Annotated in this window: 22 protein-coding genes; 15 read left to right on the forward strand and 7 right to left on the reverse strand. The window is 58.1% G+C overall.

Translation table 11 applies throughout. The features are described from left to right. Window positions 1-5 precede the first annotated feature (5 nt). Both PQR63_RS02070 and PQR63_RS02075 read left to right on the forward strand, forming a co-directional pair. Entirely contained in the window at window positions 6-1,142 is a 1,137-nt protein-coding gene (locus PQR63_RS02070) for a hypothetical protein (RefSeq protein WP_408165193.1), read from the forward strand. Between the two features lie 144 nt (window positions 1,143-1,286). Continuing rightward, complete coding sequence (locus tag PQR63_RS02075; protein ID WP_408165195.1) at window positions 1,287-1,964, forward strand: hypothetical protein; 678 nt, start codon at window positions 1,287-1,289, stop codon at window positions 1,962-1,964. Between the two features lie 151 nt (window positions 1,965-2,115). Here PQR63_RS02075 and PQR63_RS02080 read toward each other — a convergent pair whose 3' ends face one another. Then, window positions 2,116-2,706: a GNAT family N-acetyltransferase gene (locus PQR63_RS02080; protein ID WP_408165197.1), complete on the reverse strand. Its 591-nt coding sequence runs from the start codon at window positions 2,704-2,706 to the stop codon at window positions 2,116-2,118. 381 nt (window positions 2,707-3,087) lie between these two features. Between PQR63_RS02080 and PQR63_RS02085 the strand changes: the two genes are divergently transcribed. From PQR63_RS02085 to PQR63_RS02115, 7 genes are all read left to right on the forward strand, one after another. Beyond that, window positions 3,088-4,596: an ABC transporter substrate-binding protein gene (locus PQR63_RS02085; RefSeq protein ID WP_408165199.1), complete on the forward strand. Its 1,509-nt coding sequence runs from the start codon at window positions 3,088-3,090 to the stop codon at window positions 4,594-4,596. A 270-nt stretch (window positions 4,597-4,866) separates the two neighbouring features. Beyond that, window positions 4,867-5,805, forward strand: a complete 939-nt coding sequence (locus tag PQR63_RS02090; protein WP_408165201.1) for an ABC transporter permease — start codon at window positions 4,867-4,869, stop codon at window positions 5,803-5,805. An 8-nt stretch (window positions 5,806-5,813) separates the two neighbouring features. Continuing rightward, entirely contained in the window at window positions 5,814-6,728 is a 915-nt protein-coding gene (locus PQR63_RS02095; RefSeq protein ID WP_408165203.1) for an ABC transporter permease, read from the forward strand. A gap of 12 nt (window positions 6,729-6,740) precedes the next feature. Next, window positions 6,741-7,712: an ABC transporter ATP-binding protein gene (locus tag PQR63_RS02100; protein WP_408165205.1), complete on the forward strand. Its 972-nt coding sequence runs from the start codon at window positions 6,741-6,743 to the stop codon at window positions 7,710-7,712. A gap of 10 nt (window positions 7,713-7,722) precedes the next feature. Continuing rightward, a complete protein-coding gene (locus PQR63_RS02105) occupies window positions 7,723-8,679 on the forward strand; it encodes an ABC transporter ATP-binding protein (RefSeq protein WP_408165207.1) in 957 nt (318 codons plus the stop codon). 41 nt (window positions 8,680-8,720) lie between these two features. Further along, window positions 8,721-10,346: a gamma-glutamyltransferase family protein gene (locus PQR63_RS02110; RefSeq protein ID WP_408165209.1), complete on the forward strand. Its 1,626-nt coding sequence runs from the start codon at window positions 8,721-8,723 to the stop codon at window positions 10,344-10,346. 31 nt (window positions 10,347-10,377) lie between these two features. Next, window positions 10,378-11,166: a GntR family transcriptional regulator gene (locus tag PQR63_RS02115; protein WP_408165211.1), complete on the forward strand. Its 789-nt coding sequence runs from the start codon at window positions 10,378-10,380 to the stop codon at window positions 11,164-11,166. Between the two features lie 410 nt (window positions 11,167-11,576). On the opposite strand, the gene PQR63_RS02120 is transcribed toward PQR63_RS02115, so the two are convergent. The 4 genes from PQR63_RS02120 to PQR63_RS02135 are packed head-to-tail and all read right to left on the reverse strand — an operon-like array spanning window position 11,577 to window position 16,103. Next, window positions 11,577-11,936, reverse strand: a complete 360-nt coding sequence (locus PQR63_RS02120; protein WP_408165213.1) for a DUF3325 domain-containing protein — start codon at window positions 11,934-11,936, stop codon at window positions 11,577-11,579. Beyond that, a complete protein-coding gene (locus tag PQR63_RS02125) occupies window positions 11,936-13,585 on the reverse strand; it encodes a PepSY-associated TM helix domain-containing protein (protein WP_408165215.1) in 1,650 nt (549 codons plus the stop codon). Before PQR63_RS02125 ends, PQR63_RS02120 begins: the two co-directional genes overlap by 1 nt. Continuing rightward, on the reverse strand, window positions 13,582-13,881 hold the full coding sequence (locus PQR63_RS02130; protein WP_408165217.1) for a DUF3649 domain-containing protein: 300 nt from the start codon (window positions 13,879-13,881) through the stop codon (window positions 13,582-13,584). Before PQR63_RS02130 ends, PQR63_RS02125 begins: the two co-directional genes overlap by 4 nt. A 35-nt stretch (window positions 13,882-13,916) precedes the next feature. Next, the gene (locus tag PQR63_RS02135) at window positions 13,917-16,103 is read right to left on the reverse strand and encodes a TonB-dependent siderophore receptor (protein WP_408165219.1); all 2,187 of its coding nucleotides are present in this window, start codon (window positions 16,101-16,103) and stop codon (window positions 13,917-13,919) included. A gap of 303 nt (window positions 16,104-16,406) precedes the next feature. Between PQR63_RS02135 and PQR63_RS02140 the strand changes: the two genes are divergently transcribed. The 6 genes from PQR63_RS02140 (at window position 16,407) to gltK (ending at window position 22,321) form a co-directional block, all read left to right on the forward strand. Further along, window positions 16,407-17,318 carry a MurR/RpiR family transcriptional regulator gene (locus PQR63_RS02140; RefSeq protein WP_408165221.1) on the forward strand — a complete coding sequence of 304 codons (912 nt, stop codon included), beginning with the start codon at window positions 16,407-16,409 and terminating at the stop codon, window positions 17,316-17,318. Between the two features lie 421 nt (window positions 17,319-17,739). Beyond that, entirely contained in the window at window positions 17,740-19,062 is a 1,323-nt protein-coding gene (locus PQR63_RS02145; RefSeq protein WP_408165223.1) for an aspartate aminotransferase family protein, read from the forward strand. 59 nt (window positions 19,063-19,121) lie between these two features. Continuing rightward, the gene (locus tag PQR63_RS02150; RefSeq protein WP_408165225.1) at window positions 19,122-20,033 is read left to right on the forward strand and encodes a glutamate/aspartate ABC transporter substrate-binding protein; all 912 of its coding nucleotides are present in this window, start codon (window positions 19,122-19,124) and stop codon (window positions 20,031-20,033) included. A gap of 244 nt (window positions 20,034-20,277) precedes the next feature. Beyond that, window positions 20,278-20,847, forward strand: coding sequence for a carboxymuconolactone decarboxylase family protein (locus tag PQR63_RS02155; RefSeq protein WP_408165226.1), 570 nt, complete (start codon window positions 20,278-20,280; stop codon window positions 20,845-20,847). Window positions 20,848-20,890: 43 nt separating this feature from the next. Beyond that, window positions 20,891-21,625 carry an amino acid ABC transporter permease gene (locus PQR63_RS02160; protein ID WP_408165228.1) on the forward strand — a complete coding sequence of 245 codons (735 nt, stop codon included), beginning with the start codon at window positions 20,891-20,893 and terminating at the stop codon, window positions 21,623-21,625. A 21-nt stretch (window positions 21,626-21,646) separates the two neighbouring features. Continuing rightward, window positions 21,647-22,321 (forward strand): glutamate/aspartate ABC transporter permease GltK, encoded by a 675-nt coding sequence (gltK, locus tag PQR63_RS02165; protein ID WP_408165230.1) that lies wholly within the window; start codon window positions 21,647-21,649, stop codon window positions 22,319-22,321. A gap of 9 nt (window positions 22,322-22,330) precedes the next feature. On the opposite strand, the gene PQR63_RS02170 is transcribed toward gltK, so the two are convergent. Both PQR63_RS02170 and PQR63_RS02175 read right to left on the reverse strand, forming a co-directional pair. Further along, window positions 22,331-23,296 (reverse strand): 2-hydroxyacid dehydrogenase, encoded by a 966-nt coding sequence (locus tag PQR63_RS02170; RefSeq protein ID WP_408165232.1) that lies wholly within the window; start codon window positions 23,294-23,296, stop codon window positions 22,331-22,333. Beyond that, window positions 23,293-24,120 carry an IclR family transcriptional regulator gene (locus PQR63_RS02175; protein ID WP_408165374.1) on the reverse strand — a complete coding sequence of 276 codons (828 nt, stop codon included), beginning with the start codon at window positions 24,118-24,120 and terminating at the stop codon, window positions 23,293-23,295. Before PQR63_RS02175 ends, PQR63_RS02170 begins: the two co-directional genes overlap by 4 nt. Window positions 24,121-24,238 lie beyond the last annotated feature (118 nt).

Here is a 24,238-nt window from a genome sequence, read left to right on the forward strand (position 1 = left end):
AATGGTTGACCGTCCTCTGGGCTGACCTCAACGCCCCCGGCACCTACAAGTTCAGCGACGCCGATTTCTTGCCGCAGTTTGGCTGGAATTGCTATGACGACGACAGCAATCCGAGTGATCAGCGTTGTGACTCGCCGAAACTCAAGGCACTGCTCCGCGCCCAAGGCGATCAACCCGATCCTGACCGCAACAAGGATGACGTCAAGCTCTCAAAACGCCTGGGCGACAAGGACGTTGCGCGTGCCTTGCGCAGAACCATCTGCAAGTTTCCGAGTGAATGGGACAGGACCACCATCAGCCAGCGCTATCACTGGCTCAATGAGATGGAATACGGTTTCAAAGACCATCCCGACGACTGGAAACGCTTTGAGAATCATCTCAAGGCGATCACCTTTGAGAAGCTGCCGCAAGCCTATCTGGACGCACAGTGGCATTTCCATCCGACGGAGTTTATTAAGCTGTTTAGGAAGTGCGGGTGGTTAGACCAAAATACCTTCGCTCGTATTTACCCGAAAACACAGGATTCAATTAGAGAAAAGTATCGGATCGCATTAAATACGGCAATGAGAAAGTATCGAATAGTCACTCCTCTGAGGCAATCACATTTCCTAGGCCAAGGTGCGGTGGAATCCGGATCTCTCAATGATATGCAAGAAAAAAGCATGTCAGGCACCGCAGAAGCTGTACGCATTTTCGGAGAAAAGATTAACCCAGCTTCGGCAAAGTCGGAAGCCGATCTCGGGCATTGGTATGGCAAAGATGCCGGTGAAAATGATCCATGGTTCAGACTAGAGAAATATAACAGCAAAGGAATCAGAATTACCGGGTCCTATAGTTGGGTCAATGGTAATTGCGGCGATGAAGACGCAATAAAATTCCGAGGGCGTGGATTTAAACAATTAACTGGTCGTAGCAATTATGCAGATTATTGGACATACCGCGGGTGGATAAATTTAGATGATTTCTCTAAAAACTGGTGGGACGATCAACAATATAAATTGCGGAACGTGAAATTAATGACGCTTAAACCAGCTGAAATTGTTACTCCTCAGGAAGTTACGATTAGTCCTTACAACTGTATAGACTCAGGGGGCTGGTACATGATCTTTTGCCCGCCCGAAAGTGATACGTTCTATCGATAAAGATATCGATAGAGTTGCAGATACTAAACAACAGAAAGAGATTGAAAAAAAAATCTCTAGAGCAGTGACGTACGCTATCAACGGTGGATATATAGCTGATGCTCAAAGACTGGAACATACGCGATTTATAAAGGAAATAATTTTATGATCAATTTAACGGTGTGTTTTTTTTTAATTGGAATAATTTTCAGTGCTAATGCGACAGAAGTTTCATCTTCGATTCTAGATATCTCCCTTAGCCAAGACTCTCTAGTTCTGATAATAAAGAAAAATGAGTCGATCGAGATAATGTGTCATTTTCATGAGAAGTTAGATAAGCCAGTATTGAGTGGCGACGGCAATGCAATCATTGTCACAAGTAGTCAATATGTTCTAATGCGCGACTTGGAATCATGTGGCGAAAAAGCCATCACTTTATTTTCAACTCCTAAGGGTTCTGGCGAGCTAAAGGATGTGAATATTGATGCAAATACATATCTCGCATTAGATTTTGTGAGCACTCGACCTTTGACCTATTTAGCTACGATCGCCAAACTGGGCTCCAGAAAGAATTTGATCAAGTTACCGGGAGCGTATATCGAAGGCGCATCATTAAAAGCACTCCAAAAAAATAGCTTCAGCTATACGCGACAACCGAGAATTTCTAGAAATGGCCGCTATGTATCTCCTGATGGGGAGATGAATTGTAGAGATGATAGCTATCCAGGAGTTTGGGATTTGAAGATGAAGAAGAAAGTGTTAATCAGAAGTGCAGCTGGAAATTTATCTGATAGTCAGCGTGACGCTGAAATCCAGATGAAATGCGAAAATCTGTTTAAATAGTTCAGCGCCAGTTGCGTGTCTTCCCCTTCATAAACAAAGACCTTGAGGTATCACTCCAACATATCTGCCGGAATTTCCGCTTCAAGAATGCTCACCAAAGTAGGACTTATCGCATTAGATTTTGTGAGTACTTAACCTTCAACCTGTTTAGCTAAGCGAAGGTTCGCAAATCTTTCAGCCAAGTCTTCGCATGCCGTCCTTCACCGTAATAGTCATCGATGAAACCGTGGCTACTGTCGCACACACGGTCATAAAATGCCCAGCTGTGGCGGTAGCGTGGGCCGCTATTGATCAGCAGAGTGTGAGCGCCATCTGCTGCGCCCATGCGGCAGATCGCTTCCAGCAACATGCGACCGATGCCTTGGCCTCGCAGGTAGGCTGTGGCGACAAAGGCGTTGAGCAATTCCACAGAGGTGGTGCCCGGCGCTCCAGTTATCCCGGCGAAATGCTGCGCCATGCGTTCCTCGGGTACAGCCAGGGCCATGCAGCCGATCGCTGTTCCTTCCGCATTGAATGCCACCAGATAGCGGCGCGTGCGTCCAAACTCATCTGCCGCGCCTTGCATGTAGCTCTGGATGGCGTTCACTTCGCTTTCCACCACTTGGCCGCTATGCAGATCGCGCACATGTTCACGCAAGACCGGCGTTAGTGCGGCGATGTCTTCAGCTTCCAGCATGCGCACCGAAAATCCGGAATGCGCAGGTGTGCTTGTTTTCTTGTCGCCGGCTTTCGGGTCGTTCATCGCTGACTTTCGTAAAACGGAGGATGCTTACCTTAGCATCGCCGCCGCGTGGTTGTATTGCCGTCATGCAAAAATGCTCCGCACCATTTCAGTGTCGACCAGTTCCTGCTGACTCAGACGATGCACCATGCGCGGGCCTTTTTTCAGTTTTTCCTTTCCGGGATTGCACATGCTGCAAAGCAATAATTAGCCCTTTAAGAGGGTTTTCTTGTGCGGTGCAGCGGTCAAAAATCTCAGCAGCACCTTCGGTAAATCGTTGTTTTTAAAACAGAAATAGCCGCTCGTCTCCGTTTTTCCATGTCGTTTCCTTCCAAGATATGGCACGATAAATGCATGTCTACTTTGATGTATACATTGGTGCCTACATTTAAAGGAACAACGATGAACCCGTCTTTTCTCCCGCTTCAACGTCTTTTCAAGCAACTGGTTGCGGCCGGTTTGCTGACTGCAACCTCCTATGCTGCCGTGGCAGCCACCATCAATATCTCGCTCGATGACGACCCGGGCAAGCTCGATCCGACGCAATCGTCGATGATCGCCGAGCGCATGGTGTATCAAAGCATTTTCGACAAGCTGGTGGATCTGGATGAAAACGGCAAGATCGTGCCGATGCTGGCGCAACGCTGGACGATCTCCGACGACCAGAAGACTTACACGCTGTATCTGCAAAAGGGCGTGAAATTCCAGGACGGCACGCCGTTCAATGCCAAGGCGGTGGAATTCAACCTGCTGCGCGGCCAGGAGAAAAGCTCTCTGCGTCGCAACGAGCTCAAATACATCAAGCAAATCACCGTGGTCGACGACTCCACCGTCAAGCTGGAACTGACGACGCCTTTCGCACCGTTCATGTCCATCCTCACTGATCGCGCCGGCATGATGTCTTCGCCGGACGCGGTGAAGAAATTCGGCGATGACTACGTCAACAATCCGGTCGGCACCGGCCCCTTCATCTACAAGGGCCGACTCAAAGGCGCCACCATCACGCTGGAAAAGAATCCGCACTACTGGCAAGCCGGTCTGCCTAAAGCCGACGGCGTGACGTACAAGATCATGAGCGACGTCAATGTTGCCTTCAACAATCTGCGCAGCGGCCAGGTCGATATCACCAACCGTTTTCCGTACAAGGAAATCACCAACATCGAAGCCGGCGCCAAGTACGCGGTCATCAACAAGCCTTCGCTGGGTTTCCGCGGCTTCTATCTGAATACGTCCAAGCCGCCGTTCGACAAGAAGGAAGTGCGTGAAGCCGTCGATATCCTGATCGACCGCAACGCCATCGCCAAGGTGGTCTACAACGGCGCCGTCGTCGCCAGCCATTCGCCGTTCAGCAAGGCGCAGTTTGCACACGGCGACGCGGACACACCGCCGAAGGTCGATGTTGCACGCGCCAAGGCTCTGCTCAAGGCAGCGGGCAAAGAAGGCGGTTTCAGCTTCAAGCTGACGCTGCCGACCACACCGTATGAGTCGCAAGTCGGTCAGATGATTCAGGGCATGCTGCGTCCGGCGGGTATCACTGTCACGCTGGAAAAAGCCGAACTGGCGACCCAGATCGAGTCGGGCAAAGCCGGCACTTATGAAGGCTTGTTCGTCGGTTGGAGCGGTCGTCCCGATCCGGATCAGAACGTCTATGACTTCGTGGTCACCAACGGTTCGCTGAACTACTCCAAGTACGGCACCAAGGAAGTCGATGACCTGTTGCAGCAAGCGCGTCTGGAAGGTAATGAAGCCAAGCGCAAGGCGGTCTACGATCAGGCCATGCAGATTCTGGTGAAGGACGTGCCCTACATCTATCTGAACCACGACAACGTGTTGTTCGGCATCTCCAAAGCGGTCAAGGGTTTCCGGTATGTGCCGGATGGCGTGATCCGCACGGCGACGCTGGCGAAGTAAATTGGCGGTGAGAGGGATGCTTTATCTTCCTTTTCTTGCCGTCGTCCCAGCGCATGCTGGAACCCAGTGTCGTGACGAACGTTGCTACGACGCTGGGTCCTGACTTTCGTCAGGACGACAGCGGTGTTGTGTTGTGTTGGCAGTGAGAGCGAAGCGTCAGGCTCCTTTGCACTGCATCAGTTTTTTCGGTCCGCGCTTGCGCGGTTCTCAATGTGTTTGCTGTGCCGTGCGGACGAGGGTCTGCGCGTGCTGCTCCGGCTGAAGCTGCCCATGTCCCCACTACTCAAGCGCATCCTGCTGGTCATCCCCACCCTGCTGCTGGTCAGCATGGTGATTTTTTCCCTGCTGGCGATTCTGCCGGGCGATCCGGTGACCGCGATCCTCGGCCAGGAAGCCACACCCGAAGCCGCGCTGGCATTGCGCGCACAACTCGGTCTCGATGACCCGCTGTACATGCAATACGGACGCTGGCTCGGCGGCGTGTTGCATGGCGATCTCGGCCGCTCTTTCATCGACCGCACGCCGGTCATCGACGTATTGATGCAACGCCTGCCGGTGACGATCGAACTGGCGCTCGGCAGTTTTGCCGTCGGCATCCTGATCGCGGTGCCGGCCGGCATCATGGCGGCGGTGCGTCCGCGCGGCATCGCCAATTATTTCAGCACGCTGGTGGCGCTGTTCGGCATGTCGGTGCCGCACTTCTGGCTGGGCATGATGTTCATCATCCTGTTCGCGGTCAAACTCGGCTGGTTGCCGGCCTCGGGCTACGTGCCGTTCACGGAAGACTGGCGTGGCAATCTGGCGGCGATGTGCATGCCGGTGCTGGCCACCGGGCTGCGTGAATCGGCGATCCTGATGCGCATGGTACGCAGCAGCCTGCTCGAAGTACTCAATGAAGATTACATCCGCACCGCTTTCTCCAAAGGTCTCAAGGATTGGCAAGTCGTGATCGGCCACGCGCTGCGCAATGCGCTGATTCCGGTGGTGACGGCCAGCGGTCTGATGGTGTCGGGTCTGCTCGGCGGCCTGGTGATTACCGAGAGCATTTTCGGTATTCCCGGCATGGGCAAGATGATCGTCGACGCCATCTTCCAGCGCGACTACGTCATGGTGCAGGGCGGTGTGCTGGCGGCGGCACTGATGGTCGTGATCGTCAATCTGGTGGTGGATGTGCTGTACAGCGTCATCGACCCGCGCATCGCGAAATGAGGACAGACATGGATCAAACCATCGCAAAGAAAACTGGTGCAGCAGCAGGAGCCAGTGTAGAAGCCGAGGCCCTGCCGCGCCAGCAACGTTTCGTCGGCTTGCGCCGCTTTGCCGGCAACCGTCTGGCCGTGGTTGGTGCAGCCATCATTCTGCTGCTGGTGCTGGTCGCGATCTTCGCGCCGCTGCTGGCGACCAATGATCCGATCTTCGATCAGGACTACGGCAATCTGTTGGCCGGTCCGGATGCGATGCACTGGATGGGCACCGACGATCTGGGCCGCGATATCTTTTCACGCATGCTGTACGGCGCGCGCATCTCGCTGCAAGCAGCGCTGATCGCGGTCGGCCTGGCGTTTTGCATCGGCGTGCCGGTCGGCATTGCCAGCGGCTACTTCCGCGGCTTCTGGGATGAATGGGTGGTGATGCGCATCGTTGACGCGCTGCAGGCCTTCCCTTCACTGATTCTTGCACTGGCCTTGGCGGCAGCTCTGGGAGGTGGTTTCTACAACGCCATGGTGGCGGTCGGCATCGGCTTTGCGCCGGCCTTCATCCGTCTTGCACGCGGTCAGGCACTCAGTATCCGCAATCTTGATTACGTCATGGCGGCGCGCTCTGTCGGCGCTGGTCACATGCGCATCATGTGGCGCTATGTGCTGCCGAACGCGATGGCGCCGTTGGTGATTCAAGCGACCTTCGCCATGGGTTCCGCAATCATCGCCGAAGCGGGCTTGTCCTATCTCGGCCTCGGCGCCAAGCCGGAAGACCCGAGCTGGGGCTCGATGCTGCACATCGCACAAGGCTATCTGAATACCAACCCCACGCTGGCCCTGTGGCCGGGCGTGGCGATCTTTGCGGTGGTGCTGGGTTTCAATTTGCTGGGCGACGGCATCCGCGAAGTCTTCGATCCCAAGTTATACCGTTAAAGAGAACCGGCCATGTTGGAAGTCAATAATCTCAAAGTCGAATTCGTCCGCAACGGCAAGCGTGTCGCGCCTGTTGACGGGGTCTCGTTTTCCGTCGGCGCAAATGAAACCGTCGGTCTGCTCGGTGAGTCCGGCTGCGGCAAGAGTGTTACCGCACTGTCGATCCTGCGGCTGTTTCCTCTGGCCAGCAAGGCGCAGCTCAGCGGCACCATTAATTACAACGACGGCATCGCCGCCAACAATCTGCTGGAAGCCGACGACGCAACTTTGCGTGGCATGCGCGGCAAAGAAATCGCGATGATCTTCCAGGAGCCGATGACCTCGCTCAACCCTCTGCATCGCATCGGAGATCAGTTGCGCGAAATGTTGCGCGTGCATAGTGATCTCAATCGCAAGCAGATCGATGCGCAAGTCATCGCCATGCTGCAACGGGTGGGTTTGCCGCGCGCCGAGCAACTGGTCAACGACTACCCGCACAGCCTGTCCGGCGGCATGCGCCAGCGTGTGATGATCGCCATGGCGCTGCTGTGCAATCCGGGCCTGCTGATTTGCGATGAGCCGACTACCGCGCTCGACGTGACGATACAGGCGCAGATTCTTGATCTGATGCGCGAGCTCAAGCGTGAGCACGGCACGGCGATTTTGATGATCACGCACGACCTCGGCGTGGTGGCGGAAATGTGCGATCGCGTGGTCGTCATGTATGCCGGACAGGTGGTCGAACAAAGTAGCGTGCGCGAGTTGTTCGACGCGCCCGCTCATCCCTATACCCAGGCGCTGATGCGCGCCCGCCCTGCCCTCGATGCCACGCCCGGCGAGCCGTTGGAAGCGATTCCCGGCTCGGTGCCGCTGCCGGGTTCGGTCGAGTTCGGCTGCCGCTTTGCTGCGCGTTGTCCGAAGGCGCAAGAGCGCTGCATCACCGATGCGCCGACGCTGGACAAAGTGAGCGATGGCCATCTGGCGCGTTGCTGGTATCCGAATTGAAGAGGCTGTGATGACTGCTCCCCTGCTCCAGGTTTCCGGACTGAAAAAACATTTTGCTTCCAGCAAGCGCGGCGCACCGCCGGTCAAGGCGGTGGATGATGTCTCGTTCTCCATCGAGGAAGGAAGGACCCTCGGTCTGGTCGGCGAATCCGGCTGCGGCAAGTCGACTACCGGCCGCAGCGTGCTGCGCCTGATCGAACCAACTGCCGGCAGCGTCAACTTCATGGGCGAAGAGATTTCCACGATGCCCTCCTCTGCCCTGCGCAGCATGCGCCGTAATATGCAGATGGTGTTTCAGGATCCCTTCGCCTCGCTCAATCCACGCATGACCATCGGCGAAGTATTGGAAGAGCCGCTGATCGTGCATGGCTTGTTCGACCGCGCCACGCGCAAGCGCAAGGTCGCCGAGATTCTCGACGTCGTGGGTTTGAATCAGGCCTACGCCAGCCGTCATCCGCATGAGTTTTCCGGCGGCCAGCGTCAGCGCGTCGGCATTGCGCGCGCGATCATCACGCGTCCGAAACTGGTGGTCGCCGATGAGGCTGTATCGGCGCTGGATGTATCGATCCAGGCACAAATTCTGAATCTCTTGCAAGCACTGCAAAAGGACTTCGCCCTCACCTACCTGTTTGTTTCGCACGATCTCGCCGTGATCCGTCATGTCAGCGACAGTATCGGCGTGATGTATCTCGGCCGCATGGTCGAATACGGCAGCTGCGAGAGCGTCTACAGCGCGCCCAAGCATCCGTACACACAGGCATTGCTGTCGGCGATCCCGCGTGAGCATCCCGATCAGGTGCGTGAACGCATCGTGCTCAAAGGTGGTATTCCCAATCCGGCGTCACCGCCGACCGGCTGCCATTTTCATCCGCGCTGCGCGTCCTGCATGGATGTCTGCAAAACCGAAACACCGCCCCGCGTCGAAACTGCACCGGGCGAATACGTTGCCTGTCATTTGTATCGTTAAACTTTTTCATTCGTCACGACCAGAAAATACGAAAGCATCCCATGCCAACCTTCAACGCCAATCACTATCCTTACGCCTCGCGCCGCAGCGCGGTCTTCGCCAATCGCGGCATGGTCGCGACCTCGCAGCCGCTGGCTGCACAAGCCGGTCTGCAAGTGCTGCAAGCGGGCGGCAACGCCATCGATGCGGCCATCGCCGCCGCTGCTGCATTGACCGTGGTGGAGCCAACTGCCAACGGTATCGGCGGCGACGCGTTCGCGCTGATCTGGCACAAGGGACAACTGCATGGATTGAACGCCAGTGGTCCGGCGCCGATGGCGATGTCGCTCGATAAACTGACCGCCGCCGGTCACAAGGAAGTGCCGAAGTACGGCGCCCTGCCCGTCACCGTGCCCGGCACGCCGTCGGCCTGGGTCACCATGGCTGAACGCTTTGGCCGCATGCCTCTGTCGCGTTCGATGGCCGGTGCCATCAGCCTGGCGCAGGATGGCTTCCCGATTTCGCCGGTGGTGGCGTTTGCATGGCAACAGGCCTACAAGACTTTCACACGCGAGTTCAAAGAAGAGCATTTCAAATCGTGGTTCGATACCTTCGGCGCGCTCGACGGCTCCGGCCGCGCGCCGCAGGCCGGTGAAATGTGGCGTTCGCAGGGACACGCCACCACGCTGCAATCGATTGCCGACGACAACGCACGCAGCTTCTATCAGGGCGCGCTGGCGGAGAAGACCGCAGCCTTCATTCGTGCTGCGGGCGGTTACATGGACGTGTCGGATCTGGCCAACTATCGTCCGCAATGGGTCGATCCGATCTCGTCCAATTATCGCGGTTACGACGTCTGGGAAATTCCACCGAACGGCCATGGCCTGGTGGCCTTGCTGGCGCTGAACATGCTGAAGGGATTCGACTTCAGCGAGCGCGACACGCTGCAAACCTATCACCGCCAGATCGAAGCGATCAAGCTGGCCTATGCCGACGGTCTGGCGCATATTGCCGACATCGACCACATGCGCGTCTCGGTCAAGGATATGCTGTCGGATGCTTATGCCGACGAGCGCCGCAAGCTGATCGGTACGCACGCCACCTTGCCGGTTGCAGGCGATCCGCCACGCGGCGGTACCGTGTATCTGTGCACGGCCGACAACGAAGGCAACATGGTGTCCTTCATTCAAAGCAACTACATGGGCTTCGGCTCGGGTCTGGTGGTACCGGGCACCGGTATTTCGCTGCACAACCGCGGCAACAATTTCACGCTCGACGCTGCGCACCCAAATTGCCTGGCACCGGGCAAGCGTCCGTATCACACCATCATCCCCGGCTTCCTGACCAAGGACAATCAGGCTATCGGCCCGTTCGGCGTGATGGGTGGTTTCATGCAACCGCAAGGCCACGTGCAGATGGTGATGAACACGGTTGACTTCGGCCTCAATCCGCAAGCATCGCTGGATGCACCGCGCTGGGAATGGGAAAGCGGCAACAAGGTCAGCATCGAACACACCACGGCCGAACATTTGTTCCGTGGATTGGGGCCGGCGGGTCTGGGCCATCAGGTCAGCTGGTCGGGCAATCAACTCGGCTTCGGACGCGGCCAGATCATCTGGCGTGATGCCAACGGTGTGCTGTGCGGCGGTACCGAGCCGCGCACCGACGGCTGCGTCGCCGCCTGGTAGACCCATTCCTATTGATAAGGCCACGCCGCTCATGCATGCCTCACCCGATCCGTCACTGACGCAGTCTGACAGCGTCGCCGAAGAGCCGGTCAAGGCCTCTTTGCCGGAGTATGTCTACGCGCGTTTGCGTGAAGACATTTTTGAAATGCGTCTCCTGCCCGGCGACCAGGTGACCGAGACCGAAGTCGCGGCTTACTTCAAGGTCTCGCGCACACCGGTGCGCGAGGCTTTGCAACGCTTGCAAAGCGACGGCCTGATGCAGGGATATGTGCGCGGCGGCTGGGAAGTCGTACCGATGGATTTCAAACGCTTCGCCGACTTGTATGAGTTGCGCCAGCTGATCGAAGTGCATGCCGTCACCCGGTTGTGCGCGCCGCCGGAAGCAGAAAAACGCAGCATCGACATGGCGCAGATCAACGCGCTGAAAGCGGACTGGTGCGTGTCGGCAGAACAACGCCTGACCGACGGCCGCGCGGTCGCCGCACTGGACGAATGCTTTCATCAGACGCTGGTGCGCGCCACCGGCAATCAGGAAATGGCCAGCGCCTTCGACCGTCTCACCGATCGTATCCGCATCGTGCGGCGGCTTGATTTTGTATACGGCGATTGCGTGGGGTCGACCTACGAGGAACATGCCGCCATCCTTGCGCAAATCGACGCCCGCGCCGGAGATGAAGCTGTCAGGCTGATCACCGACCACATCGCCGGCAGCCACGCGGAAGTCAATCAGATCACCTTGCATCGCCTGCACAGCGCGCGGGCCTCCGCCGCCACTGAGCGCCTGCCTTACGTCACCGTGAGAGTCATTCGCTCATTCTGATGGCGGCGTTGAAAGCATATGCGGCCCCACGAAAAAAGTCCGTCATCGATTACGCGATAACGGACAAGTCGGTCTTTGCGACCGATGAGGAGACACAGGAATGCGTCAACTTCATCTTAGGGTGTTAGTAAAAAAGCAATCCAACAAGGAGCCTGTGGTTCCAGTGGCTGTTCGCTCAATGATGCGTACTTGCCACACATTGGCGCCTGCCGGTAGGCGCGCCGTTGATCCGGGCGCGGCGACACCTGCGTGAAAGAGAGAATGGTTGTAATGCAGCGATCTATCCCAATCTCTCACATTGAGCTGTCAAGTAATCCTTGACAGTTGTCGTCGGAAAATTCTGCATCAGGAAATTTAGTTGATCTCCAACAGCCGGAAACACGGTGCGTGCTTTCAACGTAGTTCCCAGCTTAGATAACCAGCGCCGGTATGGTCAGTACCAATGCCAGCAACAATGCGGGCTTCCCCGTTCGCAGCAGCGAACGCGGCGCATAGCAAAGCTGCAGCACGAGGAGCAGGGCGGCGATGGTCATGGTGCCGAGCCAGGTTACAGGGCCGATACCCCAGCCGCTGTCGCGCACACAGACGATGAAGGCGACCGTCAGCGCCAGCATGCCGAGCCGGCGGCCGCGTTTGCGCAGCAGTGCGCTCGGCTCGGTGCCACGGCCGTGGATGTCGGCGTAGTGGCGATCCATCGCCTGGCTCACCGCTACCCACGCGCTGTAGGAAAGCGACAGTGTCGCCAGAAAAGGCAGGGGGAGGAAGTTCATCATGCCGCCTCCTGCAATTTGGTGTCATTCGCATTGTCGGCATTGTTGTGCGAATGCGTTTTGCCAATCTTCTTTGCCGCTTTCTTTTTGCGTCCCAGATGCCAGGCTGCAAATGCCAGGCCGATGCCCAGCGCCAGCACCGTGAGATCGAAACCGGCGACTGGCCACGGGCCTCGCGCCATGAACAGCGTTACACCCAGATGCGATGACGTCGTGAATACATTCAGCACCGGGATGCCCATGAAGAGCAGGGCACCGACCCACAATTGCCATTGCCACATGCGGCGGTCGGGGCGGATCTGCGCCAGCACGGCGGCGATGCCCCAGGCGATGAAGAACCAGTTCATTTCGGCGTTGGGACGTTTTTCCATCGCTACCGGTAATAAGCGGTTGGCCCAGAAATAGGTGGCGAAGGCGATCGGCAGGCCGGCGATGGCGCCGATGTTGAGCGCTTCCACCAGTCGCAACCCAAATCCGACTCCGATGTGGCCGCCTTGCACCAGCTTCTTGGCATGACTCTGGCGTGTCTTCACGGCCCACAGCAACGCCCCGGTTGCCACCATGGCGCAGCCTGACAGGCCGCACAGAAAGAACAATACGCGTAGCAGCGGATTGGCGAAGTGGCCGATGTGCAAGCCGTACAGCACACCGCGTGTGGCGTTGGCGCCGCCGATGTCTTCGCCGTCGGCGCTCATCAGCGCGCCGGTGACACCGTTGTATTGCACGCTGGGCTGGATGTAATTCAAGCCTTTTTCTTCTTCACGGCGAATCTGGATGGTCGCGTTGGCATCGCCGGGGTGATTGATGGTGATACCCACCGCACGCATGCCATGCCAGCGTTGTTCGGCCTCTGCCAACAGCGGTTGTAGCGGCGTCAGCGGCATCGGTTTGCCGGCCGCCTTGCCGTTCTTGGCGCTCGGGAAAACATCCGCGAAGAAACTGTCCTGATTACCCTTGTAGGCCGTTTGTATGCCCCAGGGCATGTACATGAACATCAGCGTTACCAGCCCGGTGTAGGTGATCATCAGATGGTAGGGCAGGGCCAGCACGGCGGTGGCGTTATGCGCGTCGAGCCAAGAGCGTTGACCCTTCTTTGGGCGGAAGGTGAAGAAGTCCTTGAAGATGCGCTTGTGGGTGATGACGCCGCTGACGATCGCCACCAGCATGAACATCGCGCAGAAGCCGACGATCCAGCGCGCCCACAGCGGCGGCATGTAGTGCAGATCAAAATGCAGGCGATAGAGGAATTCGCCGCCGCGCGTCTCGCGCACGTCGGGCATTTTTTCGCCTGTCAGCGGATCGATGACTTGCGATGTGAACTTGCCGCGGGTCTTTGGCGGCGCATCTTTCGGTGGTGGAGAGATCCAGCCGATGCGCAAGGCCGTGCTGCGTTCCGCCGGCAATGTGATGAACCAGCGCGATGCATCCGGCGCTTTGACTTGCAAGGCCGTCAGCGCGACTTGTGCTGCCTGTGCGGTACTGATGTCGGCGCTGTGTGAAGCATGCAGCTCGGGCTTCATCCACAGCGTGATCTCTTCACGGAAATAAGATGCCGTCCCCGCGCAGAACACCAGAAACAACACCCAGCACACCAGCAGTCCGGACCAGGTATGCAGCCATGCCATCGATTGGCGAAAACCTTCTCTCATGCCATGCTCCGCAGCATCGGCGTCACCACCAGAATCAGCCCCAGCACCGCGCCCGGCAACACAATGCCGGCCCACGCACGCCACGCCGTGCGCGCCGCAAACACCCACAGGACGGCACAGCAAAACACGATGAAGGACAGCAAGGTGGCGGTGATCACCGCTTCGGCGGGAGCCATCGGCAACAAGATGGCGAGCAGGGCGGCGGCCATCGCTGAGAGCGCATAGCCGCCGCCAATGGCGGCCACTGCGCGTGAGGCGACGGCGAGACGGTAACGGAGTGCAGGGTTCAGGATCATTTCTTTACATGGTGATGATGTCGTGTACGGTTGTCTTACCAGCCGTACGACAGCGTTGCCGTCGTAGTGCGGCCTTCGCCGTACAAGCAGTAACTGGAAGAGCAGATGCCGGGGTAATAAACTTTATCAAACAGGTTCTGAATGTTGAAGGCCAGGCGTGCACCTTTGAGCTTCGGGTCCATCTTCGACAAGTCGTAGCGCAGCATGGCGTCGACCAGCGTGAATGACGGAAGCTTTTGCGTATTGGCGGAATCCAGCCACATCTTGCCGACGTAACGCGCACCCGCACCAAATCCCAGGCCATTCAAGGGGCCGTTTTTCAGTTCGTAGTCCGCCCATACCGAGGCGGTGTGCGGCGCCAGCGAAGTGGGCGCCTTGTCCTGCGCCGGGGCGCTGGCCTTCAGGTATTTACCGGCAGTGTAGGCATACGCCGCGGTCAGGTTGACGCCGCTATCGAGCGTCAGCTTGGCTTCCAACTCCACACCTTGCGTACGCAATTCACCGGTCTGCACGGAGCACAATGTTCCACCGGTGCAGACGTGCGTCGGATCCGGGTCGGTCATGGTGTTGTTCTTCTGCTTTTGCTGATACAGCGCGCCGGAGAACATGGCATTGAAATTCTTGGGCTGGTAGCGCAGGCCGGCTTCGTACAACACACCCTTGGTCGGGATGAACGGCTTGCCGAAGAAGTCGGTGCCGCTGATCGGCTCGAACGATTCCGAATAGCTCAGGTACGGTGCGAGGCCATTGTCGAACAGATACAAGGCGGCCAGGCGTTTGGTGAAGGCGCTGTCTTCGAGCTTGGCGGTCGTGGCCAGGTTGGTCTGGTTACGCGTACTGGTGCGTGCCTGCTCATAGCGGCCTGCCAGCGTGAAACGCCAGTTGCCCAATGCGGCCTGATCTTGCAGGTAGACGCCCGGGCGTTCCTGCTTTTGCAGCGTTGGCGTCGCGAAGGTCCATGCCGAGGTCGGGCGGGTGCCGTAAACAGGATTGAAGATGTCGATCGACGCCGCCGTCGCGCTGGCGCTGCGGGTGTCTTCTTCGTACTGCGAATAGTCAAAGCCGACCAGGCTGGTGTGTTTGACCGGGCCGGTGTCGAATTTCGCTTCCAGATGCGTGTCGACATTGGTGGTCTGGCTCTGGCGCCATGCTTGCGAAGCGGAGCGCAGCACCGTGCGATTGTCGGCTTGCAGGTTGGCAAAACTAGTTGGGGAAATCGCGCGTGAGTATGCGTTGACGTCGGTGAAGCGGAAGTTCTGGCGCAGTGTCAGTGCATCGTTGAAACGATGCTCAAAGGCATAGCCGATGGCATGTTGCTCACGGGTGTAGACGTTGTAATCCGGTTCGCCAAGATTGCGGTTGCGCGGGATCTGGCCGAGCGGATTCAGGAACAGCGTACCCTTGGACGGGATGAAATTTCGTGGACTCAGGTCTTCGCTCAGGTAATGCGCCAGCAGCGTGAAACTGGTGTCGCTGGATGGGCGCCAGGTAATTGCAGGCGCAAAGTAGCGGCGGTTGTTCTTGATGCCGTCGACGCTGGTGCCGGCATCGCGGATCAGGCCGTTAAGGCGATAGCTCAGTTTGCCGTCTTCATCAATCGCACCACCGATGTCGAAGGCCGCTTGTTTCCGGTCGAAGTTGCCGACCTGTACCTGAAGTTCACGGATCGGTTCAGTCGTAGGGCGCTTGCTGACCGAGTTGGCGATACCACCCGGTGCGTTGGTTCCGTACAGTACCGATGCCGGGCCGCGCAATACTTCCACGCGCTCCAGACCCCAGGTTTCGGTACGCATGGTGACCGCACCGCCGCCGCCGGAATACACGATGCGCAGACCATCGAGATACTGCGAGGCAAAGAAGCCGCGGATGTATTGCCAGTCGCCGTTGGGATCAGGGTAGGGGGCGCCGACGCCAGGTGTATAGGCCAGTGCGTCGACCAGGTTTTGTGCGCCACGAGTATTCATTTCGTCACGCGTCACGACGGACACCGACTGCGGGGTTTCCAGCAGGGGGGTCTCGGTTTTGCTGCCGGTCAGGGTTTTCTTGGCGACGAAACCACTGACCACACCTGTCGCGGTCTGTTCAGTGCTGGCCGTCACGTTGATCTCAGGTAAGGTGGCGGCCATTTCTTGTGCTGTGGCGAGATTGGCATAGCAAAACAAGGCAGTGGCGACCGCAGCCGAAATGGCTGTCGGCCGCGCGTTGAACGAGCGGTAAGACATGTGTGGATTCCCTCGGATTTATCGTTGTCCTGTGCCTGGCAACGATCAGATCGAGAGCTGGGTGTGTGGAAAAAATGTCGGATTATTTCTATATTTTTCTCGACGAATTTGCAAATGATAACAATTCCCATTCTTGTTGTCATCTTATTGTCAGGTTTGGGGTGAGGTTTGGAACCGATGTTGCAGATTCCTGCCTTCCTGCAATTTGTGAAACAATGCAACATCACTTAACCTGCAGACGCATTTGCCGAATCACCTGCCGAATCAACCTGTCGGTATCGGTAACGTTTTCACCAATTCGCCATGACAGACTCTTTGGTCAGCAGCGCCTCCGGCGCTGATACACCTACCACTTTTATCGAACTCGACGCCCTGATCCGCGCCAATTACGCCGACATGCGGCCGCAGTTCCAGGCCGGGGCGGCCTTCCTTCTGGACAATCCGGGCGAGGTTGCGGTATCGACCATGCGGGCCGTCTCCACGCGTGCGGGTGTGCAACCGTCGACGCTGGTGCGGCTGTCGCAATATCTGGGTTTTCCGGGGTGGGGTGAGCTGCGCGCGCTGTTTGTCGAACGTCTGGCTGTTACGCCCAAGGCGTACGCCTACAAGGCGCAGAGCCTGGTCAAGCGCAACAACAGCGATATCCTGATTGAAGAAATCTTCCAGGCGCAGCGCGCCAATCTCGACGCTTCCGAACCGAAGAACGCCGACGAATTGCTGCGCGCCGCCAAGACACTGACCAAGGCGCGCCATGTGCACATCGCCGGTTTCCGCGCGGCGTATTCGGTGGCCTTCATGCTGGAATACCTGTACCGCCTGTTCCGGCCGAGCGTGACGCTGATCAAAGGCACCGCCGGTTCGCTGGCGATGGAACTGCGCGCCGTCACGGCACAGGATGCGACCATCGTGATCAGCTTCGCACCGTATTCCATCGAAGCCGTACAGGTCGCCGAAGCCGCCAAGCGCGCCGGCAGCAAGCTGATTGCACTGACCGACAGCGCCGTCGCACCGGTGGCGCTGCAGGCCGATCACACTATCCTGTTCTCACACGAGAGTCCCTCGTTCTTCCCTTCCATGGCCGCTGCTGTTGCGGTCGCTGAAAGCCTGATCGAGCTGGTCATCTCCCTCGACGACGACAAGGCCGTCAAGCGGCTGGAGCAGGCCGAGGATGAGTTGTACCAAAGCGGCGCCTATGTGAAGGCCGGCAGCAAGTAATCTTGTTCTGCCGGATCACTCTGCAACAGTTGTTGCAACGTTAGACCTCCTCAATTTCCTTCTCGCCGTCGTCCCAGCACACGCTGGGGCCTAGTGGCGTTTGTCGTTTATCCGGTATTTCGCCAAGACGCCGGATCCCAGCGTGCGCTGGGATGACAGAGGAAAGGTGTGCGTTCTGCAATAAACGCGAGCACCGTCAGATCATCCGGCTTCAGAGTATTTCCCGACAAATTCATTCGCTGTCCGATTTGGTGCGCGCATGTGCCGCAATGCACCAAAAAATGCACTATAAAATATTTATGCAACAAACGTTGCAAAAGCATTTTATTCAATCTATAGTTGGCCCAACTTGAATTCCTGCACGGCGAATCGTTTGCTTGTCGAACTTTCGTACGTTGAATCTTTGCCTGAGGCCAGCTCCATGACACATGTTTTCCATCGTTATCCCAAACAAACCATGCCCGTCGCTAAAGCCGGCATCGGCATGGAGCTGATCGACAGCAACGGCAAGCATTACATCGACGCCTGCGGCGGCGCAGCCGTATCCTGCCTCGGCCACGGCCATCCGCGCGTGATCGAAGCGATCCGCACGCAGATCAACCAACTGGCGTATGCCCACACCTCGTTCTTCACCACCGACGTAGCGGAAGAACTGGCCGACAATCTGAGCGCCTCAGCACCCGGCGATCTCAATCACGTCTACTTCCTGTCCGGCGGTTCGGAAGCGATTGAAGCCGCGCTCAAACTGGCGCGCCAATACCATGTGGAAACCGGACAAAAGAGCCGTCGCCATTTCATCGCGCGCCGCCAGAGCTATCACGGCAATACGCTCGGCGCACTCGCCATCGGCGGCAATGCCTGGCGTCGCGAAGCATTCCTGCCCTTGCTGGTGCCGTCGCATCACGTCGCACCTTGCTATGCCTATCGGGATCAACTGCGCGGGGAATCGGACGCGCAATACACGCAGCGCCTGGCGGACGAACTGGAAGCAAAGATTCTGGAACTGGGCGCCGACGAGGTTGCGGCCTTCGTTGCCGAAACCGTGGTCGGCGCCACCGCCGGCGCTGTGCCGCCGGTCGGCGATTACTTCAAGAAGATCCGCGCCGTCTGCGACAAGTACGGCGTGCTGCTGATTCTCGATGAAGTGATGTCCGGCATGGGCCGCACCGGCTATTTGTATGCCTGCGAAGAAGATGGCATCGTGCCCGACATCCTCGTCATCGCCAAAGGTCTCGGCGCCGGCTACCAGCCCATCGGCGCGATGATTTCCAGCGACCGCATCTACAACGCGGTGGTCGGCGGCAGCGGCTTCTTCCAGCACGGCCATACCTACATCGGCCATGCCACCGCCTGCGCCGCCGCACTCGCCGTGCAAAAGACCATCAAGGAAGAGCAGTTGCTGCCCAACGTGCTGGCGCGTGGCGAGCAGTTGCGCGCCACACTGCGCAGCGCTTTCGCCAATCATCCACACGTCGGCGATGTGCGCGGCCGTGGCTTGTTCGTCGGTGTGGAGCTGGTTGCCGATCGTGACAGCAAGCAGCCGCTCGATCCGGTTAAGCGTACTCACAGCCGCGTCAAGAGCGAGGCCATGGCGCGCGGCCTGCTGGTCTATCCGATGGGCGGCACCGTCGACGGCCGGCAGGGTGACCACATCCTGATCGCACCACCTTTCATCAGTACCGCAGCAGATATTGATCGCATCGTCGAACGGCTGGTGCCGGCAGTCGATGCTGCACTGGCTTGACGCTACCCATCTAAAGATATACCGGCGCACCTATCAAATTCATCAGGAGAGGAAACGACATGAAACGATTCACCCTACCGCTGCTTGCACTGCTATCCGCATTGACCGGACTCCATAGCGCCAACGCCGCCGATGCCGCTAGCGGTATTGGCCCGACGCTGCAAAAGATCAAGGAGGGCAATGTCATCGCCATCGGCCATCGCACCAGCTCGATTCCGTTCTCCTATTACGATGAAAACCAGAAGGTCGTCGGCTATTCGCAAGACCTCTGCAACAAGGTCATCGACAGCGTCAAAGCCAGGCTGAACATGCCCAACCTGGAAGTGCGCATGATTCCGGTGACCTCGCAAAACCGCACGCCGCTGCTGCAAAACGGCACCATCGATCTGGAGTGCGGCGTCACCAGCAATCTCAAGGATCGCTGGCAGCAGGTCTCTTTCAACACCACTTTCTTTGTCGCCAGCAGCCGCATCCTCACGCGCAAGGACAGCGGCATCAAAGACTTCCCGGATCTCGCCAACAAGGCAGTCGTGACCAATGCCGGCACCACGTCGGAACGTTTGCTGCGTACGCTCAATGAACGCCGCAAGATGAACATGCAGATTCAGAGCGCCAAGGATTACGGCGAAGCTTTCCTGATCCTGCAATCGGGACGCGTCGCTGCCTATGTGATGGACGACATCCTGCTGGCCGGTGCGCGCACTACGGCGCAAAAGCCCAATGACTGGTTGCTGACGGGCACACCGTTCGGCGCTGAACCTTACGGCTTCATGGTGCGCAAGGACGATCCGCAATTCAAGCAATTGGTCGACGGCACACTGAGCGGCCTGATGAAGAGCGGCGAGATCAACCGCATGTACGCCAAGTGGTTCACCTTCCCGATTCCGCCGAAGAATGTCAGCTTCAATTTCCCGATGCCGGAAGATGTCAAGAAGCTCTACGCCAATCCAAGCGACAAACCAATGGACTGATGTGCCGCGAGAATAGGTCGCTTACTCAAACCAACCCTTGGCCGTCATCCCGGCGCAAGCCGGGATCCAGTGTCTTGACGAATGTCGGTACGACGCTGGGTCCTGACTTTCGTCAGGACGACGATGGTGTTTGAGGCCGGAAGAACATTCGCAATTTAAACCGTCATTCCGGCGAACGCCGGTACGACATCCGGCCTGACTGCAGCCCCTATACTGAAGACCCGCAACGAGTTGGAGTAAGAACATGACGCAAGCACGCCTGCCGGTATTCGATCCGGCCCACGCCACGCCGGAACAGAAAGCGCTGTTGGACGATATCCTGTCCGGCCCGCGCGGCAATCTCAACGGGCCGTTCGTGAGCTGGATCCACAGCCCGGAGCTGGGCCAGCTAGCGCAGAAGCTGGGTGTTTACTGCCGCTACGACACCGGCCTGCCGCTGCGGTTGTCCGAGCTGGCGATTCTGGCGACGGCGCGCGAATGGCAATCGCAGGCGGAGTGGGCCATCCATCTGCCGATCGCCGTCGATGCGGGTTTGTCGGCAGAAGTTGCAGAGCAGATTCGTCTCGGGCAGACGCCTGTGTTTGAGAAAGAAGACGAGCGCGTGGTCTGGTCGTTCGCCACCGAGCTGTATCACCACAAACGCGTCACCGACGCGACCTATGCGCGTGCGGTGGAGTTGTTTGGTCTCAAGATCGTGGTCAATCTGATCGGCCTGCTCGGCTATTACGCGCTGGTGGCGATGACGCTGAATGTCTTCGGCATGCGCGCCGAGGGCCAGACGTCGCTGCCTTTTCCCGAGCCACCGCAAGCTTGAACACCTGACTTTTACTTGATTTCAGAGAAGCCGAAAACACATCATGGACTACCGCTGGAACTGGAGCGTTTTTCTCCATCAGGCTGCTGACAACCAGACCTACGTCGACTGGCTGCTGTCGGGCCTGTCGATCACGCTGGCGCTGGGTTTGTCGGCATGGCTGATCGCGCTCACACTCGGTACCTTGCTTGGCATCATGCGCACCTTGCCCAATCGCTGGCTCAGCGGTATCGCGGCTACCTATGTCGAGTTGTTCCGCAACGTGCCGCTGCTGGTGCAGATCTTCATCTGGTATTTCGCCATGCCGGAGATTCTGCCGTTCGGTATGGGTGATGCGATCAAGTCCATGAGTCCGCTGGCGCAGCAGTTCACGACGGCGATGCTGTGCCTGGGATTTTTCACCGCAGCGCGCGTGTGCGAGCAGGTGCGTTCGGGAATTCGCGCTCTGCCACCGGGACAGAAGAACGCCGGTCTGGCGATGGGTTTTACGCTGGGTCAGACGTATCGCTACGTATTGTTGCCGATGTCGTTTCGCATCATCCTGCCGCCGCTGACGTCGGAGTTTCTCAACATCTTCAAGAACTCTGCCGTCGCTTCCACCATCGGTCTGCTGGAACTGGCCGCGCAAGGGCGCCAGCTGGTCGACTACACCGCGCAGCCGTATGAAGCCTTCATCGCCGTGACGCTGACCTACATGCTGATCAACATCACGGTCATGACCTTGATGCGCTGGCTGGAAGGGCGTGTCGCCTTGCCCGGTTTTGTCGGCAGCAAATAAGGATCTCAGGAGACGCGACACATGAGCTACCAATTCGACTTCAGCGCAATCACCCCGGCCGCCGTCCAGGTGCTCGGCCACGGCATGCTGATCTCCTTGCAGATCACCGCGACGGCGATCTGCTTCGGCATCGTCTGGGGCACGTTGCTGGCGATGATGCGGCTGTCGCCGTCGAAGCCGCTGCAATGGTTCGCGACGGGTTACGTCAATCTGTTTCGCTCGATACCTTTGGTGATGGTATTGCTATGGTTCTTCCTGATCGTGCCGCAGTTGCTGCAGAAGGTGTTCAAGCTGTCGGCCTCCCATGATTTGCGCATGACCTCGGCGCTGGTGGCGTTCTCGCTGTTCGAGGCGGCTTACTATTCCGAGATCATCCGTGCCGGTATCAAGAGTGTGGCGCGAGGTCAGCTGGCGGCATCGTTTGCACTCGGGCTGACTTACCTCCAGACCATGCGTCTGGTCATTCTGCCGCAGGCTTTCCGCAACATGGTGCCGTTGCTGCTGACGCAAGGCATCATTCTGTTTCAGGATACCTCGCTGGTCTATGTCAGCGCATTGGCCGATTTCTTCGGGCGCGCCTACACCATCGGCGAGCGCGATGGCCGCATCATCGAATTGCTGTTCTTTGCCGGCGCGGTCTACTTTGTGATTTGCTTCAGCATCTCGCTGCTGGTCAAACGCACCGTCAAGTCATAATCCTGCAAATCAATATCCGCGCTCGCGATCGTACAGATGCGGTGCGGGCAGGCCATTTTCCACTGCATGGATCACAGTCGCCGCTTGGCGCGCACGTTCGCGGCGTGACGGCGTCGCCGCACCGTGCGGCGTGACGATGATGCGTGGGTGATTCCACAAGGGTGAATCATCCGGCAGTGGCTCGACCGCAAAGACGTCCAGCAAGGCCGATGAAACATGACCCGAGTCCAGCGCCGCCAGCAAGTCTTCGGTGTGCACATGCGTGCCGCGTCCGACGTTGATGATCGCCGCACCAGCGGGCAGTTGCCGCAACAGATCGGCGTTGATGATGTCGCGTGTGTCTTCGGTGTCCGGCAGCAGGCAGATCAGAATATTGGTACGCGCCAAAAAAGCGCCGAGCTGATCCTCACCGGCATAGCACTCGATACGTTCAGCCTTGCGCGGCGAGCGTGCCCAGCCTGCGGTGATGAAGCCAAGTTGTGCATGCATCTGCGCGCACGCCAAGCCCAGTGCACCCAATCCCATGATGCCCACGCGCGTCTCCACCGCAGTGCGCGGCGTAGCGAACTCGCTCCATTCACGCCGCGCCTGTTGCGCGATCATGCGCGGCATATCCTTGAGCAGCATCAGGCTGCTCATCGCGGTGAACTCCGCCATGCGCTGCACCGTGTCGTCAGTCACCATGCGGATGATGGGCACCGTGGCAGGCAGTCGCGGATCGGCCAGAATATGATCGACGCCGGCGGCGCTGCTGATGACCGCCTTCAGGTTGGGATAGCCGGCAATGCGTCCGGCTTCCGGTTGCCAGACCAGGACATATTCCACGGCGAGCGGGTCGATGCCGGGATCATTCCACCAGCGCACCTCCACGTCAGGCGCAAACTCGCCGAAATTTTTCTGCCACTCCGCCACGGCGTCGACGCCGCCCGATTTGACCAGCAGGACTGGACGATGTGAATTACTCACCTGACTCATGTGGATTCTCCAGCTACGCTCGGGACATGCATCGGCCGCCGCAACGCCGGATCGAAAGGATTGATGCGCTTGCTCAGGGCATCGGCTTCACGTTTGAGAATCTGCACTACGGTCGGCAGGCGGTCATCGCTCAGACGCGACGTCAGCGTGCCGATACTCAGCGCCGCCACGATTTGTCCGCTGCCATCGAAGATCGGCACCGCCAGTCCGGCCATGCCGTCAAGCAGGCCGGCATTGCGCGCAGCGTAGCCGTTCTGGCGCACGCGTTCAATTTCAGTCCGCAGATAGACCTCGTCAAATACGCCGAACTCGCGGATGCGCGGCAAGTTGTAGCGAATCACTTCATCCCGTTCCGCCTCCGGCAGAAAAGCAAGAATCGCCAATGCGCCTTGTCCCACGCCCAGCGCCACCCGTCCGCCGATGTCGCCGGTGAAAGCGCGGATAGGGAAGGGGCCGTCGACGCGATCCACGCAGACGGCATCGAAGCGCGAACGCACCAGCAGGAACATGGTATCGCCCAGGCTGCCGCACAGCCGCAGCAACACCGGCCGGCACAGTGCGCGCAAATCCCAGCCGTTGCCGGCGCGCGCCGCCAGGCTGAACAAGTCCATGCCGAGCCGGTACAGCTTGCTGCGCTCATCCTGTTCGACCATGCCTTCATTGACCAGAGATTGCAGCAGGCGATGCGTGGTGCCTTGTGTCAGCCCGATGTCCTTGGCGATTTGCGTGACGCGTGTGCCTTGTGCTGGTGCAGCCGCGAGTGCGCGCAAAACCGCAAAGGTGCGTTGCACCCCGTTGGCGGGAAGAGTGGTTTCGTTGCTCATGTCGATAAATGGAATGGTTGCAGCCGTCTTGAGCAAGGTATTTCACTCAACGGAATAAGTAATAAAAATATCCTGTTTGATGAAATACGATAGCAGAATTGGCAAGGAAATTGCATGA

Source organism: Herbaspirillum rhizosphaerae (assembly GCF_046025915.1).
In the GTDB taxonomy this organism is placed as follows: domain Bacteria; phylum Pseudomonadota; class Gammaproteobacteria; order Burkholderiales; family Burkholderiaceae_D; genus Herbaspirillum; species Herbaspirillum rhizosphaerae_A.

Coding starts and splice junctions, on each gene's coding strand:
- PQR63_RS02090 (WP_408165201.1), top strand. CDS start 4,867: ATGTCCCCACTACTCAAGCGCATCCTGCTGGTCATCCCCACCCTGCTG.
- PQR63_RS02115 (WP_408165211.1), top strand. CDS start 10,378: ATGCATGCCTCACCCGATCCGTCACTGACGCAGTCTGACAGCGTCGCC.
- PQR63_RS02175 (WP_408165374.1), bottom strand. CDS start 24,120: ATGAGCAACGAAACCACTCTTCCCGCCAACGGGGTGCAACGCACCTTT.
- PQR63_RS02075 (WP_408165195.1), top strand. CDS start 1,287: ATGATCAATTTAACGGTGTGTTTTTTTTTAATTGGAATAATTTTCAGT.
- PQR63_RS02120 (WP_408165213.1), bottom strand. CDS start 11,936: ATGAACTTCCTCCCCCTGCCTTTTCTGGCGACACTGTCGCTTTCCTAC.
- PQR63_RS02080 (WP_408165197.1), bottom strand. CDS start 2,706: ATGAACGACCCGAAAGCCGGCGACAAGAAAACAAGCACACCTGCGCAT.
- PQR63_RS02135 (WP_408165219.1), bottom strand. CDS start 16,103: ATGTCTTACCGCTCGTTCAACGCGCGGCCGACAGCCATTTCGGCTGCG.
- PQR63_RS02155 (WP_408165226.1), top strand. CDS start 20,278: ATGACGCAAGCACGCCTGCCGGTATTCGATCCGGCCCACGCCACGCCG.
- PQR63_RS02160 (WP_408165228.1), top strand. CDS start 20,891: ATGGACTACCGCTGGAACTGGAGCGTTTTTCTCCATCAGGCTGCTGAC.
- PQR63_RS02105 (WP_408165207.1), top strand. CDS start 7,723: ATGACTGCTCCCCTGCTCCAGGTTTCCGGACTGAAAAAACATTTTGCT.
- PQR63_RS02095 (WP_408165203.1), top strand. CDS start 5,814: ATGGATCAAACCATCGCAAAGAAAACTGGTGCAGCAGCAGGAGCCAGT.
- PQR63_RS02170 (WP_408165232.1), bottom strand. CDS start 23,296: ATGAGTCAGGTGAGTAATTCACATCGTCCAGTCCTGCTGGTCAAATCG.
- PQR63_RS02100 (WP_408165205.1), top strand. CDS start 6,741: ATGTTGGAAGTCAATAATCTCAAAGTCGAATTCGTCCGCAACGGCAAG.
- PQR63_RS02110 (WP_408165209.1), top strand. CDS start 8,721: ATGCCAACCTTCAACGCCAATCACTATCCTTACGCCTCGCGCCGCAGC.
- PQR63_RS02140 (WP_408165221.1), top strand. CDS start 16,407: ATGACAGACTCTTTGGTCAGCAGCGCCTCCGGCGCTGATACACCTACC.
- PQR63_RS02145 (WP_408165223.1), top strand. CDS start 17,740: ATGACACATGTTTTCCATCGTTATCCCAAACAAACCATGCCCGTCGCT.
- PQR63_RS02125 (WP_408165215.1), bottom strand. CDS start 13,585: ATGAGAGAAGGTTTTCGCCAATCGATGGCATGGCTGCATACCTGGTCC.
- PQR63_RS02130 (WP_408165217.1), bottom strand. CDS start 13,881: ATGATCCTGAACCCTGCACTCCGTTACCGTCTCGCCGTCGCCTCACGC.
- PQR63_RS02150 (WP_408165225.1), top strand. CDS start 19,122: ATGAAACGATTCACCCTACCGCTGCTTGCACTGCTATCCGCATTGACC.
- gltK (WP_408165230.1), top strand. CDS start 21,647: ATGAGCTACCAATTCGACTTCAGCGCAATCACCCCGGCCGCCGTCCAG.
- PQR63_RS02085 (WP_408165199.1), top strand. CDS start 3,088: ATGAACCCGTCTTTTCTCCCGCTTCAACGTCTTTTCAAGCAACTGGTT.